16 protein-coding genes are annotated in these 20,091 nt (G+C 47.6%); 4 read left to right on the top strand and 12 right to left on the bottom strand.

The window, feature by feature from the left end; genetic code table 11:
* The first annotated feature begins 209 nt into the window (after positions 1–209).
* The 3 genes from D9Y29_RS18815 to D9Y29_RS18805 all read left to right on the top strand — a co-directional run bounded on the left by D9Y29_RS18815 (position 210) and on the right by D9Y29_RS18805 (position 3,897).
* Positions 210–1,373 (top strand): HlyD family secretion protein, encoded by a 1,164-nt coding sequence (locus tag D9Y29_RS18815; RefSeq protein ID WP_127131102.1) that lies wholly within the window; start codon positions 210–212, stop codon positions 1,371–1,373.
* A 17-nt stretch (positions 1,374–1,390) separates the two neighbouring features.
* Positions 1,391–3,568 carry a peptidase domain-containing ABC transporter gene (locus D9Y29_RS18810; protein WP_127131100.1) on the top strand — a complete coding sequence of 726 codons (2,178 nt, stop codon included), beginning with the start codon at positions 1,391–1,393 and terminating at the stop codon, positions 3,566–3,568.
* Between the two features lie 65 nt (positions 3,569–3,633).
* A complete protein-coding gene (locus D9Y29_RS18805; RefSeq protein ID WP_164735477.1) occupies positions 3,634–3,897 on the top strand; it encodes a helix-turn-helix domain-containing protein in 264 nt (87 codons plus the stop codon).
* A 204-nt stretch (positions 3,898–4,101) separates the two neighbouring features.
* Here D9Y29_RS18805 and D9Y29_RS18800 read toward each other — a convergent pair whose 3' ends face one another.
* The 3 genes from D9Y29_RS18800 to D9Y29_RS18790 form a co-directional block, all read right to left on the bottom strand.
* Entirely contained in the window at positions 4,102–4,332 is a 231-nt protein-coding gene (locus D9Y29_RS18800; RefSeq protein WP_127131096.1) for a hypothetical protein, read from the bottom strand.
* A 274-nt stretch (positions 4,333–4,606) separates the two neighbouring features.
* A complete protein-coding gene (locus D9Y29_RS18795) occupies positions 4,607–4,837 on the bottom strand; it encodes a hypothetical protein (RefSeq protein ID WP_127131094.1) in 231 nt (76 codons plus the stop codon).
* 170 nt (positions 4,838–5,007) lie between these two features.
* Positions 5,008–5,199, bottom strand: coding sequence for a hypothetical protein (locus D9Y29_RS18790; protein ID WP_127131092.1), 192 nt, complete (start codon positions 5,197–5,199; stop codon positions 5,008–5,010).
* Positions 5,200–5,392: 193 nt separating this feature from the next.
* Here D9Y29_RS18790 and D9Y29_RS18785 point away from each other — a divergent pair, with 193 nt between their 5' ends.
* A complete protein-coding gene (locus D9Y29_RS18785; protein WP_127131090.1) occupies positions 5,393–5,959 on the top strand; it encodes a hypothetical protein in 567 nt (188 codons plus the stop codon).
* A 72-nt stretch (positions 5,960–6,031) separates the two neighbouring features.
* Here the strand turns inward: D9Y29_RS18785 and D9Y29_RS18780 are convergent, their stop codons facing one another.
* The 9 genes from D9Y29_RS18780 to D9Y29_RS18740 form a co-directional block, all read right to left on the bottom strand.
* Entirely contained in the window at positions 6,032–7,360 is a 1,329-nt protein-coding gene (locus tag D9Y29_RS18780) for a MutS-related protein (protein ID WP_127131088.1), read from the bottom strand.
* Between the two features lie 75 nt (positions 7,361–7,435).
* The gene (locus D9Y29_RS18775) at positions 7,436–8,761 is read right to left on the bottom strand and encodes a MutS-related protein (RefSeq protein ID WP_127131086.1); all 1,326 of its coding nucleotides are present in this window, start codon (positions 8,759–8,761) and stop codon (positions 7,436–7,438) included.
* A gap of 8 nt (positions 8,762–8,769) precedes the next feature.
* A complete protein-coding gene (locus tag D9Y29_RS18770) occupies positions 8,770–11,097 on the bottom strand; it encodes an ABC transporter permease subunit (RefSeq protein WP_127131084.1) in 2,328 nt (775 codons plus the stop codon).
* Positions 11,098–11,109: 12 nt separating this feature from the next.
* Positions 11,110–12,033, bottom strand: a complete 924-nt coding sequence (locus D9Y29_RS18765; protein WP_127131082.1) for an ABC transporter ATP-binding protein — start codon at positions 12,031–12,033, stop codon at positions 11,110–11,112.
* A 42-nt stretch (positions 12,034–12,075) separates the two neighbouring features.
* Entirely contained in the window at positions 12,076–12,885 is an 810-nt protein-coding gene (locus D9Y29_RS18760) for a DUF4397 domain-containing protein (RefSeq protein ID WP_127131080.1), read from the bottom strand.
* 45 nt (positions 12,886–12,930) lie between these two features.
* Complete coding sequence (locus D9Y29_RS18755; protein ID WP_127131078.1) at positions 12,931–14,427, bottom strand: RagB/SusD family nutrient uptake outer membrane protein; 1,497 nt, start codon at positions 14,425–14,427, stop codon at positions 12,931–12,933.
* Positions 14,428–14,437: 10 nt separating this feature from the next.
* A complete protein-coding gene (locus D9Y29_RS18750) occupies positions 14,438–17,842 on the bottom strand; it encodes a SusC/RagA family TonB-linked outer membrane protein (RefSeq protein ID WP_127131076.1) in 3,405 nt (1,134 codons plus the stop codon).
* 160 nt (positions 17,843–18,002) lie between these two features.
* A complete protein-coding gene (locus tag D9Y29_RS18745) occupies positions 18,003–19,097 on the bottom strand; it encodes a FecR family protein (RefSeq protein WP_164735476.1) in 1,095 nt (364 codons plus the stop codon).
* 203 nt (positions 19,098–19,300) lie between these two features.
* Positions 19,301–19,897, bottom strand: a complete 597-nt coding sequence (locus tag D9Y29_RS18740; RefSeq protein ID WP_164735475.1) for an RNA polymerase sigma factor — start codon at positions 19,895–19,897, stop codon at positions 19,301–19,303.
* Between the last annotated feature and the right edge of the window lie 194 nt (positions 19,898–20,091).

Here is a 20,091-nt window from a genome sequence, read left to right as displayed (position 1 = left end):
CCGGATCATTCCAGTTCCCACCCCTCATCAGGTCAAAATATCCATTTCGTGAATAAATTAAATCTGAACTGGTAATTTGCCCGTATAATCATTTCCGTCTCTTTAGAAAACTGATAACTCCCCCAAGCCGCAGTCTGTCCAAAAATTTTTTCCGCTTACCCTTAGTAAAGTAAGCCTGAATAATTGTTTGTATATAAAACACGAATCCCATGTCCAGGATCCTGCCAGCCGAGGTAATGCAGCAATCTGCTTATACCTGGCTACCCCGCATCAAAGTGAAAAGCCAGATCATCTATACCACCGTGTTGGCTGCTATTGTGGTCACATTGATCGCAGCCATCTTTATCAAAGTTGATGTTAGTGTGAATGTTCCCGGCATCATTCGTCCCATTACTGAAAAGACCGAACTCCGCAGCCTCACCACCGGTTCTATTGCCAAAGTGCTGGTGAAAGACGGTGAAACTGTCAGGCAGGGACAAACGCTTTTGCTGATGCAACAGGATATCACCAACAGTAAGCTGAACCAGGCCAGCTATGAACTCAACAAACGTCAGTCATATATCAACGATCTGAGGTTACTGGCCAGCGGGGCAGGCCATCGAATCAAATCAGGTCAATACCGCCAGCAATACCTGCTGCACCAGGCTTCACTGTCTGAGCAAAAGGCAGCCCTGGAAAAACTCCGCTCCGATTTCAATATGTACACCAAACTCTATGACGAGAAGGTGATTGCCAAAAAAGAATTCATCGAAAAGAAATATGCTTACGAACAGGCAAAGGCAAACTACCAGGCAAGAATAGCCGAACAGAATGCCCGCTGGCAGCAGGAACTGGAACAGGCCCGTGTGGAAGCACAGCAATACAGCTCCGGCAAAGACCAGTTGCAGCGTGAAAGGGACCTGCTGGAGATCAAAGCTCCCGTAAGCGGCACCGTACAACAGTTCAATGGAAGATATGCAGGCGGTAGTGTACAGACCGGCGAGCTGCTCGGCTATGTTTCACCTGATTCCGGTATGATAGCAGAAACATTCGTTTCACCTGCAGATATCGGCTATATCTACCTGGATATGCCTGTGAAATTCCAGGTGGATGCATTCAATTACAATTCCTGGGGAACGTTGAACGGAAAGGTGATCAGCATCGATAATGATTTCACCATCATGAATGAACAGCCCTTCTTCAAAGTAAGATGCGCGCTCGATAACACCTCCCTTACACTCCCCAATGGCGTGGAAGGGAAACTCAAAAAAGGAATGACGTTGCAATGCCGCTTCATCCTGGCGAGGAGAGGATTACTGCAATTACTTTATGAAAGAACAGATAGCTGGATCAATCCTAATTCCAAACATGGCAGGGAAGTCCCCGTGAAATAACCATCTAAGCAAATCCTATGCACCTGAAGAAAAACACCAAAGTAAAGCAACACGATATTACGGACTGCGGCGCGGCCTGTCTTCAATCCATCGCAGCCCATTACAACCTGCAATTACCCATCGCGCAGATCCGGCAGATGGCCGGTACAGATACCAAGGGCACCAATATCCTCGGACTGGTGGAAGCTGCACAGAAACTGGGCTTTGAAGCCAAAGGGGTGAAAGGAAGCTATGAAGCGATGCTGGATATGCCCGTTCCTGCCATCGCACACGTGATTGTACAGCAGCGCATCGTACACTATGTAGTGATCTATAAGGTAACACCTGAAGAAGTAGTGGTGATGGACCCGATAGACGGACAGGCGCACACGATCAAAAAAGAAGATTTCCTGAAAACCTGGACTTCCGTACTGGTATTGCTGCTGCCTGCAGAGACCTTCCGCGAAGGGAACGAAAAAGTGTCGCACCTCCGCAGATTCTGGACATTGTTGCGTCCGCATAAGGCCGTATCACTCCAGGTATTGTTTGGCGCTGCGGTTTATACCATCCTCGGCCTTTCCGTTTCTCTTTACGTTCAGAATATTGTGGACCATGTACTGATCGGTGGCAACACAAGACTGCTGAACCTGATGGGCGTGACAATGGTCATGATCCTGATGCTCCAGTTCTTCATCGGCAGCCTGAAAAATATCTTTGCACTCAAAACCAGCCAGCACCTGGATGCCAGCCTGATCCTGGGCTATTACAAGCACCTGCTGAAACTGCCACAGACTTTCTTCGACACCATGCGTGTGGGAGAGATCACCAGCCGGATCACAGATGCGGTAAAAATTCGTGTGTTCATCAACGATACTGCCATGGGACTGATCGTAAATGCATTCATCGTGATCTTCTCATTCATCGTGATGTTCATCTACCAGTGGAAGCTGGCTTTCCTGGTGATGGCCGTAATCCCCCTCTACCTCATCATGTATGCCATCAGTAATCGCTTCAACAAAAAATGGCAAAGGAAAATGATGGAAGACAATGCCGAGCTCGGCAGTCAGCTGGTTGAATCACTCAATACCATCACTACTATCAAGAGATTCGGACTGGAAGAACATGCCAACCTGAAAACCGAATCCCGTTTCATCAAACTGCTCAAAAGCATTTTCCATACAGGCGTTTTCAATGTACATCTCGGCAATGCCGCTGCATTTGTGAATGGTCTGCTGATAGTGGCCCTGCTCTGGGCAGGCGCTTACATGGTGGTAGGCAGGTCACTCAGCGCCGGCGAGCTGCTTTCCTTCTATGCGCTGGTGGGCTATTTCACCGGACCGGCCATGAGCATCATCGGCGCCAATAAAAGCATGCAGGATGCATTGATCGCAGCCGACCGTCTCTTCGAGATCATGGACCTGGAACAGGAAGACAGTACCAACAAGATAAAACTGGAAGCTGGCAAAACAGGCGATATCAGTTTCCACCAGGTGAGCTTTCGCTATGGCACAAGGGTGGATGTTTTCAAAAACCTCGATCTCAATATCCCCCGCAACAGTATCACAGCCATTGTTGGCGAAAGCGGCAGCGGTAAATCCACGATGATCTCCCTGCTGCAAAACCTTTATCCATTAAGAAGCGGGCATATCACTATCGGGGATACCGATATACGTTACTTTGATAATGAAAGCCTGCGCCAGCGCGTTAGCGTGGTGCCGCAGCAAATTGATCTTTTTGCGGGATCGGTACTGGAGAACATTGCCGTGGGAGAGTTTGAACCCGATATGCAACGTGTGATAGATATTAGCCGCCAACTCGGCATCCTGGAATTTGTTGAACAGTTGCCTGGCGGCTTCAATACCTGGCTGGGCGAGCATGGCGTGAACCTGTCCGGAGGCCAGCGACAAAGGCTGGCAATTGCGCGTGCGCTTTACCGTGACCCGGACATCCTGATCCTGGACGAAGCCACTTCATCGCTTGATCCCATTGCAGACCAGATGGTGCAATTGGTATTGCAAAGACTGAGAAGGAATGGGAAGACGATCATTGTGATCGCCCATCGCCTCAGTACAGTGATGAACGCAGATAAGATCGTTGTATTGAAGAATGGACAATTGCAGGGGCAGGGATCGCATTCACAATTGCTGGAAGGCAATACCACTTATGCCGAATTATGGCAACACCACCAGGGTATGATGGTGGGAACAGCAGGATAATCCTTTACAACCTACATAAACTGAGATCGATTAAAACAACATTCTATGTACGAAACCCTCTGAATATGTTACAAACCACAATTTCCCATACAGCACGTGTGGCAACCAAGATCCGTACACTGAGAAGGAACAGGGAGTACTCCCAGGAGTATATGGCATTGCTGTTGAATATTTCGCAGAATGCATACAGCAGGCTGGAAAACGGCAAAACGCCGATTACTATCGACAGGCTCTACCAGATCGGCACCATCCTTCAAACCAATCCGGCTACGCTGCTGGAATCAGAAGAAGTTGCTGTTGTACAGGAATGGCAGCGCGCGAGATATTGACTGAGCCTCATTTCATGCAAACACAGGTCTCAAGAAATTCCTATGCAAATGTAAAGCAAAAGGGCCGGGAGAATTCCCAGCCCTTTTTTACACGTATGCCTGACAGTTATAGTGTCTCCACTACAACCCCATCCAATGTCCGGGATGGTTTCTTTCGGCTGCTCCTTTGCCTTTCAGGAAACAGCCAATACATTGAAAATCTTTTTACAGAGATGGAATACTGAGTTTAGAGAGGAATGCAGCCAGTCCACCAGCGATGGTGTTCAGCGCTGTAGACGCTCCTGAAGTCAGGATCAACATGCTGGCAGAAGTTGCAGCTACTGTAGGTGTCAATACACTGTTCAGCGTAGCGAGCAGGTCATTCAGACCAGCGCCGCCATTGATTTCCATAAGCTCCTGGTTAGAGAGGCCGTTGAATTGATCTAAGCTTTTCATGATTACATTTTTTAAAAAGTGAAGGAAGATTTAGCGTATTAAAATTGCTCCTATTCCACTTATTTACCTAACCATGAATAGTTTAAATTATAGATGAATGTTGTATTTAATAGAAAAAGGCCCCATGAACCTGGAGCCCTTTTACAGTATCTGAAAACCATGGCCAGATACTATATTCCCCGTCCAAAAAGTTTCAGCGGTAAGCATTGCCGGAAGACGGGAACTCCGGTTATTCGTTACCGTTAGCACTAAGCCATCCGGTAGTGTGTTGTAATTATTTGCCCAGGTTACCCAGCAGGTTACCTACCATATTACCAACATTAACCAGCAGGCCGCTTACTGCAGTGGATACATTTACAAGTGATCCACCCAGGCTGGAAGCAGTGGTATTCAGATCTGTGAGATCGAGGTTAACAGGAATGCCCAGCAAACTGATGGATACGGAATAGCCGCCATTGATCTCCTGGCATTGCTGGTCAGTGAGTGATTGAAGGTTTGTATTCATGATTATTGATTGTTGAGATTTACCGGGAGCAAAAAAAGACCCGCAGCTGTCTACGGGTCTTTTTGCAGTACGTTAATGGCTATACTTTCCCATTTACATACATTAAAACCCGATACTTGCTGATCAATTGCGGGAAGCCCTGTAAGGACTCCCGCAAATGATCCATCCGGTTAAACAGGCAGCGGGAGATTTCCCAGCAGTCCTTTTACCAGATTCAATACAGTGCCGAGGATGGGCCCTACGATCGGAAGGGCGCTTACCAGTCCGGTAAGTGTGTCCAGGATGCCATCGAGAGCACCACCGCCATTGATTTCCAGAGCTTCTTTCTCTGTCAGAGGAGTGAATTGATTACAGTTTTTCATAACATACTTTTTTAGAAATGAGGAGGATTTCAGGCATAAAGTTGATGCTTTGAAAGGTCATTACCTAACCATGAAAAAGCTAAATTATAGCTGTTGGTTGTAGCTGTTTTGATTATGAAAACATACTGTAGTCATATCAAGGCATGCTAATTGCATAAAATGTGGTAAATTATTCACACAATCTCCAAATCACATGCGTACTACCTGGATCATTCTGGTATTGATGCTGCTGATCGGTGGCATCATGTATTACCTGGCCAAAAAGCCAAACAAAACAACAGTCCATAATACTATTTCCTTTGGCGATACTCCCGATTCCATCAGAACGAAAACAACGCTATATGTAGCCTACAATCCAGCCCAGGTCTATTTCAGAGGCAATGGCTGGACCAACCAGGATTCAACTCCACTCAGGATCATTCCGCCGGACAGCGCTCTCCGCGCTTTCAACGGGCACAGGTCAGCCACCTTCTATATCGATTATGATCACCAGTATTTCTATGATATCGAGATCAGTCAACCAGCCAAAGGCCAGCCTTTCGGCATCACACTGGACCTTGAGCCCGATCCCGGCAACAACACTTTACAATTGAACGGAGTGGTGGACAGCCAGAACGGGAAGCTCGATTTCAGCGGCCCCATGATGAAAATGTACGGAGCTTTTGTGCTGAGCTATAATGCCCGGATCCCGGATTCCCTCAAGTCGGCAGACAGCAGCATGCTGAAAGCGGAGAAACTGATCACCATTATTGATAAATAAAAAAGCCGGCCTGTTTCCAGACCAGCCCATCTTCGCATTCGCATAGATCATAATTACGTATACATCAGACCGTTAGTTAACCGGCGTTGCCGCTATCAATTCCAATATCCCCTCGTTGCGGATAATCATCATCCCCTGCCTATCCTCCGTGATCCCTTGCGCCAGTCTGTAGGTATAAGTTGGATGTAATCCGTCCATAATGGTTGGCATAAATACGAATTGAATATTGTCTGTTCCTTTTAAGGCTTCGCCTACTTCAATAATATGGGTGGAAACGATGAACAGGCAATCCTGGTATTCGGCAAATCCTTCTGTAACGGCCAGTGTGCCATCATAGGCATCTTTCACATTCGTACCCTTGAAAAGTTCGTCAAACATCAGCATCAGCCTTTTGCCACTGGCGGCAGCTTCTGCAGCCTGCTTAACGCGTACCACTTCCGCATAAAAGTGGCTATAGCCCAATCCGATATTATCCGCCACGTTGATGGAACTGTACATTCCATCCCTGACAGAGAAACTGAACTTTCCAGCGGCAACGGGGAAGCCCATATGTGCCAGGTAGAGATTGATGCCGATGGATTTCATGAGGGTCGACTTCCCCGCCATATTGGCGCCGGTCAAAAAAATAACATTGCTGTTCTGGTCCATGCGCAGATCATTACCTATGGCGCCCTGCAGGCAGGGATGTCGCAGCTCTTCCCCCTCCAGGAAATTCAACGCAGGATCTTCCGCACTTGCATAGGTAAAACCAGCTCTTTCCGCCACTTCACTAACTGCTATGTACACATCCAGCTCATGTATGAATTGTATCACTTCTTCCAGCTCATTGGCCAGCTTGTTCTTGAGAAGGTGATTGTACTGCGCCATCAAACGGAGTGGAAGGTCTTTGTAAATATCCATCTGGCAAAGCTTCTCCAGTTGTGTCCCCCCCAGCACCCTGCGGATGGCATTCATCTTTTCTCCAAACAGACCGCCTGTTCCCGGCATGATCTCAAGAAATGATGCGCATTTGTTCAGTGTAACGATCACCGCCTGAATCCCCTGGATATTTTTCCTGTGCCTTTCATCGCGGGTGAGCGCCGATAATACCTTACGGAAATAGGTAGTCGAAAATACACCGATGCCGGTACTCCCGTAACCTGCATCCAGAAATTCCTGCATGAGGTTGAGCTGTTGAACATCAAAGGGAAAAACCAGTGCTGCCTTTTGAAAATAACTGAATATGCCACTCCGCTCATTGATGGCATTACGGTCTGTAAGCGGATGCTGGAACATAGCGTCCAGCAAGCGTTCACCTCCCCTTGTTTTCACCCGGTTGAACAGATGGTATACGGAACCCTGCCGGAACTTTCCCAGCAGGTTCAATTCATCCAGCGTCTGCCGGTCTATACTGAAATTCATGTTATGCACTGTAAATGGTTATATAAACAGGCCGGGTAACCGAAAAGGTAAACCCGGCCAGCATTGCTACGGTAGTCACCTGGATTGTACCAGTTCTTTCTTTCTATTATTTTTCCTTCCCTCCCGGAGGATATCAAGGATCTTTTCATTCCGGATGATGATCATTCCATGCCTGTCTGCCGTGATCCCTTCTTCCAGTGTATAGGTGTATTCGGGTACATGCCCGTTCATACGCGTGGGTAAGTAATGGAAAGCAATGGTGGGCGCTTCGGCCAGTTCTTCTCCCGCCTCCACAATATGGGATGAGATGATGAAGAAACTGTTTTGCTTTTCCGCAAAGGACCTGGTAATGGCAACAGTTGCTTCGTGTGCATCCTTTACATTGGTGCCCCGGAACAACTCATCGAAAACGATCAGCAACGACCTGCCTGCATGCAGTTCTGTAGCCACTTTCTTCACACGCAGTACCTCGGCATAAAAATGACTGGCGCCAATACCTAGATTATCCGGCAGGTTGATGGTAGTGAACAATCCATCCAACACTGTAAATTCCATACTGCGGGCGGCTACAGGAAATCCCATATGCGCCACATACACAGCGGTACTGAAAGCCCGGAGGAAGGTGGACTTGCCCGCCATATTGGCCCCGGTCAGGAATATCAGATTCCGGTTATTGCTCATCCAGACGGAATTTCCAACGGGCTGCTTCAACTCCGGATGATATACTCCTTCCAGCACCAGGCGTTTGCTCCCTTCAGGTAATACTTTCGGAAAAACAAAACCTCTTTCCACCGCCACCCTGGCCACGGACAGATAAACATCCAACTGGTATACCAGCCCCAATAGCTGCTGTATCTTATTCCGTTCCCTGATCCTGAACAAAAGATCGAATGCTGTGACAGCGGCGTATGACAACTTTCCTTTGTGTAGCTCCTTGAATACCGGCTGCAGGGCAGGGTCTGCCAGGAGACTTTGAATGGCGGCCAGGTCCTGTGCAAATGCGGAATTGGCAGTTACATCATCCTGCAATATGAACGCCTGCAATAACTGCAACAATTCGATCACAGCTCCTACTCCATTATTGATATCCTTTTCACTGAGTATTGTTTGGGCCTGCGCAGTCCTGTTCATTTCCTGATCGTTCAGCAGGTATTTTTCAGCCATATCGAAGATCGAAGCGCTGAAAGGGAAATGCGTTCCTTTCTCTGCGAAGCAGGCAATGATCTCGCTTCTTTTCCTGATGGCGTCCTTGTTGCCCAGCGGGCGCCGGAACATTTCTTCCAGCACTGCTTCCCCTCCGCGTGTATGCGTGTGATTGTAGAGATCATAGATACCGCTCCTTTCCCGCTTGCTGAAGAGCCTGAGGTCCTCGATGGTTTGATCGTCTGTTAGTAGGTACATGTAAATAGTTATTGTCTTTTTCTTCTGATCAGTAATACAATGGCCAGCGCCAGCACGGCAGCGGGAATGATCCATCGGAAAATGGTTTTCATGGCCGACGTGCCACCTACTGAAACGGTCAGCAGGTTATCTTCCGGGGCAGGCCGTGGAGTATACACCGGGAACCTGTTATTATCGATCCAGCTATAGATGGTTCTGCTAATATAATCCCCACCGTTGCGGTGAGTGCTCATCCAATCTGCGTCGCCAGCCAGAACGATCCGCTGCGCCCTGTTATTGATCTTCCTGTTTAAGGAAACAGCAGTGCTGAAGGTATCCATTTTGTAATCACCTGTTGCTGTTGAAAAAACGGGCGCTGCCGAATCCACCACCAATTTGCCCACTTTCGCCCAGGTATTCCTGCCTTTGGTGGTTACAAGCAGGTGATTGATTTGAAATCCTGCACTATCATTCACGGCAATGCCTGCAGCGCCTGGCAATAGCCTCCTGGAAGTATCCGCTTCTATCATCTTACGCCTCACAGCGAACATTGCCGACTCTTCGGACTTCATAGAGAATGCAGGAGTGATATAGGGCTTGATCATATGGGGCATTTCATCTTTGGTGATCTCCACAAGGGTGCCATCCATATATCGGGCTCCCAATTGTTGAATGACAGGGTTCATTACTGCTTGCTTGCCGGGCTCCGTCAGCGCAAACAGGTCACCTCCATCGTTCACATATTTTTCCAGCCGCCGTAATTTCACAGGGCTCAATTCCACCTTTGGATCAGCCAGGACCAGTAGTGTGGCGTCTTTGGGAACATCACGCTGGTCAAGCGACACGGTATCGAATTGAAAGGCCAGGTTGATCAGGGCCCGCCTGTTATTTTTAGCGAGCGCATGTGAATAGTACTCCCGCTCGCCGGTTTTATGTATGCTCCGTTCCAGGCTGCCTGTTGAAAAATAGACCTTCGGCCCTTCCCCTATCAGTAACTTCTTGAATGTAGCAGCAATGATTTCCTCATCAGGCCAGAACTGGTTATCGTTGAATGTGCGCAGGAAGGCAGTTCTACCATTGTACTTCACCTGCATGACTACCCGGTAATATTCGTCTTTTAGATCGATCTTTTTCCGGATCTCGGCCGGTTCCATCCAGCGGTCCAATTTGTAGCCACGAAAATTTGTGTTCTCCTGCGCAATCTCTTTCAATGTCTTATTGGGATAGGTTTTGAAAATGCGGGTATTATTATCTGCTACATCATAATACATCGCATAACTGTATTTGATATCGGGTTTGAATCGAAAATACCTCTCCCAGAAATCCCAGATATAATGGTTCCTCGACTCAGGCAAGGCACGGCCAAGACCATCTCCCAGCAGGTTGGTGTACAGGATGATCTCCATTGGTCCATCCATTTTATTGATAATATCCTGGGTTCTTTCGTGAATGGTATTGATCTTCCTGGCAGTAGCATCCAGGTAGCCAATATTTCCCGGCCTTGATGTTATATACCCGATAGCCAGCACGGCCAGCACCATAGCGAGATAGCGGCTTCCCTTGATGTACCAGGGTTTGGATTCACGGGTGCCCCTGAGCCTGAAGACCGTGAATGCAACGAACATGGTGGTAACCAGCACAAAGTAGATCACGTCCCTGGTAGTGATTAGTCCCTCCAGCATTTTGTTGGTCCTTCCGGCAAGCGACAGGAAGTAAGTGAGGTCGCGTATGAAATCATATTGCTGCCACAGCGTACCGATCCGGGTTAGTATGAATATGAATAAAAAAGTAGCGAGCGCCGATACGATCTGATAAGTGGTGAGGCTCGACATGAACATACCGATAGCAGTATAAGCGCAAACCAGCAGGTAGAAGCCGAGGGCTGCGGAAAGCAACAAACCATAATCCACATCTTTAATAGACAATGCGCCTATACTCATGAATACACCCACGATCAATAACAGCATCAGGTTATAAGCCATGATAGCCAGGTATTTTCCCAGCACGATCTGCCGGGTCTTCACAGGAGAGGAATACAAAAGCTTGACGGTGCCATTGCTGATCTCACGGCTGATCAGGCCCATCGTGAGCAAGGGAATGAACAGGTACAGGTTCTGCAAAACATTCTTGAATATACTTTCATTACCCAAAAAAACATAGCCTGTCAGCGAGCCTTCAAATCCCTTGAAACCGGGATTGTTCCTGACCTGCAGATCCTGGAATTTTGAAATTCCATTGATCGCCTCCGTAAAGAAATAACCGCATTGAACAAGGAAAGCGATTGTAAGAAACCAGGCTACGGGTGAATAGAACAGATTTTTGATCTCCGTTCTTGCAATTTTGAATATCATTTTCATGGCTATACTTTATTATAAGGATTGGGTAGATAATTGTTTGAACACATCGTCGAGCAATCCTTTCTCCAGATTGATCTCACGCATTCTCCATTGATATTTCACGCTGGCGTCTATCAGTTTTTCCGTAATGCCTTCATCGCCGTCGAAGAAGATGCGGGCCTGCTGGCCATTGAGGAATTCCACCCTGGTAACACCTTCGACCCTCATGAGGTCTGCCTCCTGGGGAGGGTTTTCCATTCTGGCGAGAATGCTTCTCGGTTGCACGTAGTTGTTGAAAGCGTCCATGGAGTCGGAAAAGATGATGCGCCCCCCTTCGATCATGATCACATCTTTACAAAGCAGGTGTATCTCGGAAAGGATATGGGAAGATAACAGTACAGTCCTGTCCTGCGAAATTTCACGGATCAGTTTCCGCGCTTCAATGAGCTGGTTGGGATCGAGCCCATTGGTGGGTTCATCCATCACTACGAGTTGTGGTTTATGGATGATGGCCTGCGCAATACCTACACGCTGTCTGTATCCCCCGGACAGGTTGCGGATCAGGCGGCTGCTGAAATGCGCAATACCGCATTTTTCTTTTGCCTCCTCCACGGCCTGCCTGATGGCATTTTTTTCCATCAGCCGTAATTCTGCGCAGTAGCTCAGGTATTCATCTACAGTAAGATCTGTATAGACCGGCGGATTTTGGGGAAGAAAGCCAATCCCCTTTTTTGCTTCTTCAGGTTGCTTCCTTGTATCGATGCCATTGATGTAAACATTTCCTTCCGTCTGGTTCAATACACCACAGATGATATTCATGGTGGTGGATTTCCCTGCACCGTTAGACCCCAGCAATCCGATCACGCCAGTCTGGTTGATCTCCAGGTTGATGTCGCGGACGGCCCAGGAGCTTGCATACCGGTGCGAGAGCCGGTCGATTTTCAAAATTGTATTCATGATAATATTGGTAAAAGAATGTCGGTATTTTTTTGGCCAATGCTAAATCAAAGGCTGATGAGGAATGAGTAAAACAGATGGCGCAGCATCTCCTGTTCCTTTCGGCAGGCCTGTCAACGCCAGGGTGAAATGACGGTAAACCCATGTATTGGCATAATTGCCGGCATTGGGCTTGTATTCACCATCGTTATTAATTCCTTTGGTTGTATAGGTTGCGATGAGTACACCTGTAGCGGCATCCCTTAATTCGAATATGTACTCAGGCAGGTTCACGCTTACCGGCAAGCTGGTGTAACCGTTCATAGATCTGTAGCTGATGCCGGCGGCGAGCGATCCCGGTGGGTTGCCAGCCAGGTTCACACTAAAGGGTTCAGATCCGGGAGAAAGGTTCACGAACCTGATGCGCATTATGCTGTCTCCCGAAGGGATATAAGGTATCTCCTCTGTTCTGAACAGGGTATCCGGTTCATCAACCGTTCCTGTGAGGAACAAGGTATTGATGGAGCCGGGTGGCAGGTGAAGGCGGAGATCAAGCAGCGGCTGGTCTTTTTCGAGTGTGTCGGGATACTGAAACAGGGCCAGTTTCTGCATGCCTGTATAGGAGCCGAAAAGGTTGTTGTTCGTCTGGTAGGAATGATAGGCCATCCTGTTAGCCTGCAGGTACGCGATATGTTTTCCACTACCATTAAAGTTGGTGACCAGCGGCCGGCTCCCCACCACGCAGTTGATGACGGCAAGGGAGGATGCGCCTGGTACATCTATATCCTTTCCACAGGAAAACAAAGACAGGGTCGCCAATGAGAAAAGCAGCAGGCCCGGCAATCTTTTTCCTTTATTGAAGAAATTGAACATGATCAAAATTTTTTATGAAATAATCGTTTATAGATCTCAGTTATATCAGTATTCATCATTTTGAACCAAAGCGCTATTAAACCTGATCTCGGATTCGGGTATAGGATATTTCAACTGGTAATTTCCCATCCAGGGCTGTTTATAGGGTAACGCCGGAAGAACAATTTGCGCTCTTCCAGTCCTTTTCAGATCTAACCATCGATGCCCCCATTCAGCGAACAGTTCAGTTTGCCTTTCTTTTTCAATGGCGGCCAGTACTTCTTCTTTCGTGAGTGTTAGCGGCAGGTCGGGAATACCGGCTCTGAACCGGAGCGTGTTGAGGTTGCGTACGGCTTCACTGATATCCTGTGCAGGCCCGCGCACCACAGCTTCGGCTCTTACCAGGTACATTTCCGCCAGCCTGAGCATCATGTAATACTCTGGGGAAGATGCGCCGGGCGCACCGTTTGACCGGCCAACCTTATATTTGGCAGGATAATAAAAAATACCTGGGGGAAGATTGATTGAAAAACTATGATCTGTACTGTCTACCCAAAACGCCCATCGTTTATCTCCCGGTTCAAAAGCATCCTGTAATGATGGCGTAAGCCGGAAAGGAATAGCGCCGGTAAATGCAGGTACTGGCTGAAACAGATAACCTTCTGGCGTAGCATTCCGTAGTTCATTCTGTTCATTGGTTTGTTTCAATTGCCAGATCGCTTCCCTGCTATTCCTGAGGAAGGCTTTACTTAGATCCAGTTCAATGCCATATAAATTTTGCTGACTGATCACAGTACTGGCAGCGATGGCAGCCTGTTCATAGTCTCCATTGAACAAATACACTCTGGCCAGCAGTGCCATCGCAGCCCATTTATTGGGCCTTACTCTTTCCTGCAGGCCGTAATCATAATTTTCGGGCATTTGCTGAATGGCATCTTTCAGATCTGCAATGATCTGTTCATAAACCTTTGCTTCGGGCGTACGGGGAATATGAATGGTTTGATTGAAATCTATGGTCAGCGCCAGGGGCACATCACCAAAAAGATTCACCAGGTAGAAATATGAAAATGCCCGTATCATTTTGGCTTCACCTGAAAGGGCATGCTTTGCCTGCGCACTGAACTGGTCAGACTTTGATCCGGCGATCCCTTCAATAACCGCATTGGCGCCATATATTGCAGTATAAGCCGTTTTCCAAATATTATCAGCCGCTCTGCTGGTCTCAAAAGTAAGTGTATTGGATTCAAATGGAATCCAACCGGTAGTTGAAGCATCATTGCTGGCCCTCATTTCATCCGCAGAGAGCCCCCCAAGGACGGTCACCAGTCCTGCTGCGAATGAATTCCTGGCATTTTCATCCACAGAGCCCGCCACATCTCCGTTGATCATCCTTGAGTAGATACCGGCAAGCGCTCCTTCGGTCTGCGCCTCCGTTTTAAATACCTGTACACTGGTGATGGTATTGCGGGGAGGATCTACTTCTACCAGTTTCTGGCAGGAAATACCTGCCAGTATTAAACAACCAACAGACAATCTTTGAATATATCTTATAGCAGAATACATATTTCAGGATTTAGAAGTTGAAGGAAAGCTGACTGGTGATCACTCTTTGCTGTGGAGGAGTGATAAGGTTGGTTAAATTGGGATCGATACCGGTGAACCTGGAAATGGTGAACACATTCTGAACATTCACGGAAAACTGGCAACCTGTCAATCCTGCTTTCTTTACAAGTTTGTCCGGAAGGTTGTACATAAAAGCTACCGTATTCAACCGTATGAAAGACCCGTTGGTAAAGTTGCCGTCAGAAGAGGAAAGGTATTTAACAGGTATAGTGGAGAACTTCCTGTACCGCGCCTGATCTCCCGGTTTTCGCCAGAACTGGTCCCACCCGTCTGCCGGCCTGTACAGGTTCTCCATGCGGCCGGGAGTGGCGCTGGCAAGCGGGTCATTCATCAACTTGTTCACGAAATTGACATTCATTTGAATGTTACACCGCTTGTATTGGACTGCCAGGGTAGCGCCACCGCTGTACCTGGGATCGAGGTTCAGGACTATATAACGGTCATCAGCACCTGAAAACGGCGGTCGGTTCGTAACAACAGCGATCTCTCCGTCTTTATTATGATCATCAAATGCAGGTTCACCGGTGAGCGGGTCTATGCCTAGAAATTTCAGCACAAAGCGTGTGTTGAGGGATTGCCCTACAACATACCTCGTAGCATAGGGCGAACGCTCAAGGTCCGGATAGGCGAGCAGTTTATTCCGGTTGATACCAATATTGAAACGTGCAGACAGGGAGAAGTCTTTTTTTCTGACCAGCGTGGCCGCAAAAGAAGCTTCAAAACCGGCATTCTGTATATTGGCATTCAGGTTAGCGAACACCGTTGAAAATCCTGAGTATTGAGGCGTAGGAATATGGGTCAGTTGGTTATCACAGCGATCACGGTAATAAGCAAGGTCAAGGCTGATCCTTTCATTGAGAAATGAGAGGTTCATGGCCGCTTCCAGTTTTCTTTTTTCTTCCCAATGATATTCCTGGTTGAACGCATGTGTGGGGATATAAGGCCTGATGCCATTGTAATTGAAAAACTGGCCTGCACCTGATGTTCCTCCTGGTGACCATTGAGAGAGATATTGATAATCGCCCGCGGCGTCACTGCCCGTAACGGCATAACTGGCCCTGAACTTGACCAGGGACCACCAGGATGGCAGGAGTTGCTTCACCCATTCCTCTTCCGATGCAATCCAGGCAACAGCTGCAGAACCGAAGTTACCATACCTGCTGCCTGGCGCAAAGCGGGAAGATCCATCTCGCCTCACATTGACATTCGCAATGTACTTACCGCCCCATACATAGTTTAGCCTGGCAAAGAGCGAGGCAAACCGGTTCTCTACATAATCTTCTACAACATTTTGAAAGGGAGCATTGCTGATACTACGGATCAGGCCATCATCCGAATAGCCGGTACCCATACTCGTGGAGCCTCCGGTAATGGTGGAGTTATAAGTTCCGCCCAACATCAGGTTCAGATTTCCGCCGCCAATTTGCCTGGTATAATTCATTTGAGGCTCCATGGTCCAGGAATTATTCCTGCTACTACCGAAGGCGGCCATACCGGCTCTCATGGTATTGGGGTTTTGTGAAGCGATGGTTTGAAACCAATCAGAGGTCCCATTTGCACTATTATATCCTGAATTGATCACCAGCTTCAATCCCCTGGCCAATTCATAGTTGATGGCCAGTATAGCCCGCCATTGATTGTAGTTGGATTCGCTGGGCATGAGCAGACTGGAGAATGGAAATTCGATCTGAGTGTTCCCATTCTGCCATCCTTCATAATTCAGATCACCTTTTTCATCAAAGATGGGTGGCGCATTGGGAGGCTGATTGAATTGTCCCCTGTTATTAATGGCGTCTGCATGGGAATACATGAATGAAACAATCACGTCCATAGTCAAACGTTGGTTAGGGCTCCGGTGCGTAATATTCAGTGAAGTATTAACAGAGTTTTCCGAGCCGGTACGATTGAAAATGGATTTTTGTCTGGAGTAGTTGGCGCTTAACCTGAATGCGTTGAACCTGTCGCCGCCGGAATAGGATGCTGATGCAGATGTTACCCTTCCCACTTTCATCAGTTCTTCCTGCCAGTTTGTATACCGGGTGGTATCCCATAGTACAAGGTCCGGTGAAATGAAGGCATTGGGTTTCAGTCCATCATTGCGCAAGGCTTCCCGGCGGATCTCGAGATATTCTTCAGTAGTGAGCATCTTTCTTTTTGAAGGAATCATATTCAGGCCCTGCCTGATGAGAAAACTATAACCAGCCTTATTGTTCTTTGGTTTTTTGGTAGTGATCAGGATCACACCGTTGGCGGCCCTGGAACCATAGATGGCAGTTGCATCACCATCCTTCAATACTTCAATACTTTCAATGTCTTCTGTATTCATGCCAAAGAGCGGGCTCATACCACCGGCATTGGAAATGCCGGCCTGCACCAATCCGCCTGATATGGATGCGTCTTGCCGGAAGGAAGTATTCAGGTCTACCTGGGTTTGAGCAATGCCATCGATCACATATAGCGGGGATGCCGGGAAGAACTCGTTGAGTGTGCTCCTACCCCTTATCTCCACTTTTACTGGAGCGCTGGCATAGCCGCTGGTGGGTGTGATTTGCATTCCGGGCACCCGGCCTTCCAGCGCCAGTAATGGATTGGAAACAGGTTGAATGCGGATCTCGTCGCCACTGATCCTGGCAATATTTCCGGTGGCCAGTCTTTTGCTGGTGATCCCGTAAGCCTGTACCACTGCCTGGTCCAGCTCGCTGGTAGCCAATTCCAGTATCACACGCATACCTGGTTTGCAAGAACGCACAGTTATCTCTTTGGTTTGATAACCAACAAATGAGATCACTATAGTATGCTTCTCATCAGCATCCTTAAGCACAAAACTTCCCTTCTTATCAGTCTGAATACCTTTACCGGTTTCCTTCACGGTAACACTGGCGTTGGCGATAGGCTGGCCTGTACCGGCTTCCAGCACTACACCACTTATCTCCGGCTCCTGAATCCTGAGTATTGACCGGGGAGCACTTTTGATATCTACAACCGTTTTTTCCGTCGGAAAAACCACGATAGTAGTATTGACGATGGAAAACGACAACGGCAGGTCCTTCAGCAGCTCTCGCATGAAATCCGGTAGCGGCAACTTATCTGTATTCACGGATACCGTGGCAGCATGATCAACCTGTTTGGGATCGTACACCACAACAAAATCGGTTTGTTTCCTGATCTCCTGGAAAATCTTCTCAAGTGTTGTGCGTTTGTTCTTATACGTTATTGTTTGTGCTGAAGAAGAAAAAGTTGTCAGGGCCATCATCACAATCAGCGATAAAAGCCGGAAAAGGAAAACAGGCTTCTTTCTGCAGCCGGCAGCACCGTGATGGCGGCAGGTCCAGAGGTGCATAATCAATCGTTGCATAATGTTAGTTTGGTTTGAATTTGCAGGTTCATTAAATAGTTTCCGGTAGTAGCAGGCATAGCAGTCCACCTGCGCTGTATAGCGCAATATTGCCTGGCAGCCATATGTATCATGGACTGCTTTTTAACTAAAAACTGTTGGGATTTGGTTTAATGAGCTGTCAGGGCATAACCATCAGCGTGCGGCCTTCCAGCTTGCATACCAGCCCCATTTTGCTCAGTACAACAAGCGCCTCTGACAGGTTGAGATCTCTTTTTATTTCTCCGTTGAATGTTATTTCAGGTTTGCGGCCGTGGTATACTACTTCTATATCGTACCACCGGGCCAGTTGCCGCATCACCACATCCAGAGCAGTATAATTGAACTGAAATGTTCCCCGCTTCCATGCCATGACCATTTCAACATTGGCATGGGTGATACGGTCCATATCCTGCTCGGCAATATTTGCACGCTCACCAGGTTTCAGCACCATGGACTGCTTTTCATTTTTCACTTTGATACTGCCATCCAGCAGTGTGGCGTTAATATTACCCTCATCCTTATACGCATTTACATTGAAACTGGTACCCAATACTTCCACTGTGGCCCTTCGGTCTACATCCACTATAAATGGCATCGAAGCATTTTTCGCCACTTCAAAGTAAGCCTCTCCCGTAACCTCCACTTTCCGTTCTTTCCCGCTGAATATGGTTGGGTACCTGATGGAGCTGGCCGCATTCAACCAAACTTCTGTTCTATCAGGGAGGGTTAACCGGAATTGCCGGCCATTGGGGGTTGACATAGTATTGTAAACTACTGCTTCTCCTTTCTGTTCGTATACCAGCTTACCGCCTTCAATCTTTGCCATTGCTCCACCCTGCAAGGTTATATTACCCTGCTGCATGGTATCGAGTAATACCTGCGATCCATTGGCCAGGGTCAATACTGCTCCATCTTTCCCGGGAGGCAGGTCCCCGGCGGCAACTACTGCTGCCGGATTATTGGAAACAACAGGGCGCCAGATCCAAAAATAAGCGCCGGATGCCAGCAACAGGAGTATGGATGCTGCGGCTACCCATCGGATGTTGCGCGCTATTTTCCTTACCGGGGTGATCGATGGCATTTCCACGGCAGTTTCCTGCTGCCTGCCTGCAAGAAATATGCTCTCCAGGATATTGCTGCGCTGCTCATCTCCCAGGCCCAACCCTTTCCTGTTGATACCATCAGACAAAGAAGCAGCCACCAACACAGCAAAAGCATCTTCATGTTCAGGCATCAACAACATTTCCCGCAGCTCTGAAAGCTCCTCATTGGTTATATCCTGCCCAATACACTTTTTATACAAATACTGTAATCTATCTGACGACATATTAATCATAATGCAGACGCTGTTAATAATGACACCACTGAAAACAGGGACGGGTTACCTGAGCGAAATTATTTTTTAAAGATTTTTTCCGGATATCGGCCAGTTGCTCTTTACATTTTGAAAATAATGGCCAGCATCAATAACAATGCATCTTCCATACGCACCAGCAGCATGGCCCTGATGCTTTTCATGGCCCTTTCCAGGTGTTTCTTTACTGTTTCAGGAGACAGCCCCATTTCGCTGGCAGTTTCCTCCCGGCTCAGCCCACGAAGCTTGACCAAACGGAATACGGCAGCTTGTTGAGTAGGGATCAACTCAAGCACAGATTGGAGAAGGGAATCATATTGCTTTGCCTGCAATCTGTCTACCGCATCATCAGTGATTTCAGTAGGCATCGATTGTTGGACCGTCAATTCCCGGTTCTTTTGCCTTTCAAGTTTGCGCAATTGATTCAGGATCACACGACGTGTCATTACAACAAGGTACCCATGGAAGTTGTCAATGGATGGAAGCTCTTTCCTGTTCAGCCAAATCTTCAGGAATACCTCCTGCAACACATCTTCCGCGGCAGCGGCGGATTTGGTGAGGCTTAAAGTGAGATAGTATAGATCATCTTTAAAGCGGTCGAACAACCGGGCAAAAGCAGTTTCGTCACCTTCGGAAATGAGATGAAGCAATTCTTTTTCATTGGGTAACTCTTTGTTCAAAATAATTCAGGGGTATTTCTCGATTAAATATTTCAAACCTAGCCCGTCAGGCACACAAAATAATGATTTTTGAATTTTTGCGGCTACCCGCATGATATTTATTCCAGTTTTATATTTTGAGCATACCATCCCGGGTTAAAAAGAAATGCGCCAATCCATTCAGACTGGCGCATTTAGAATAGTGCTGATTAAAT

This window comes from Pseudoflavitalea rhizosphaerae, from assembly GCF_003991355.1.
In the GTDB taxonomy this organism is placed as follows: domain Bacteria; phylum Bacteroidota; class Bacteroidia; order Chitinophagales; family Chitinophagaceae; genus Pseudobacter; species Pseudobacter rhizosphaerae.
The sequence above is the reverse complement of the archived record's forward strand: the minus strand, read 5'-3'. Positions and strand labels throughout refer to the sequence as shown.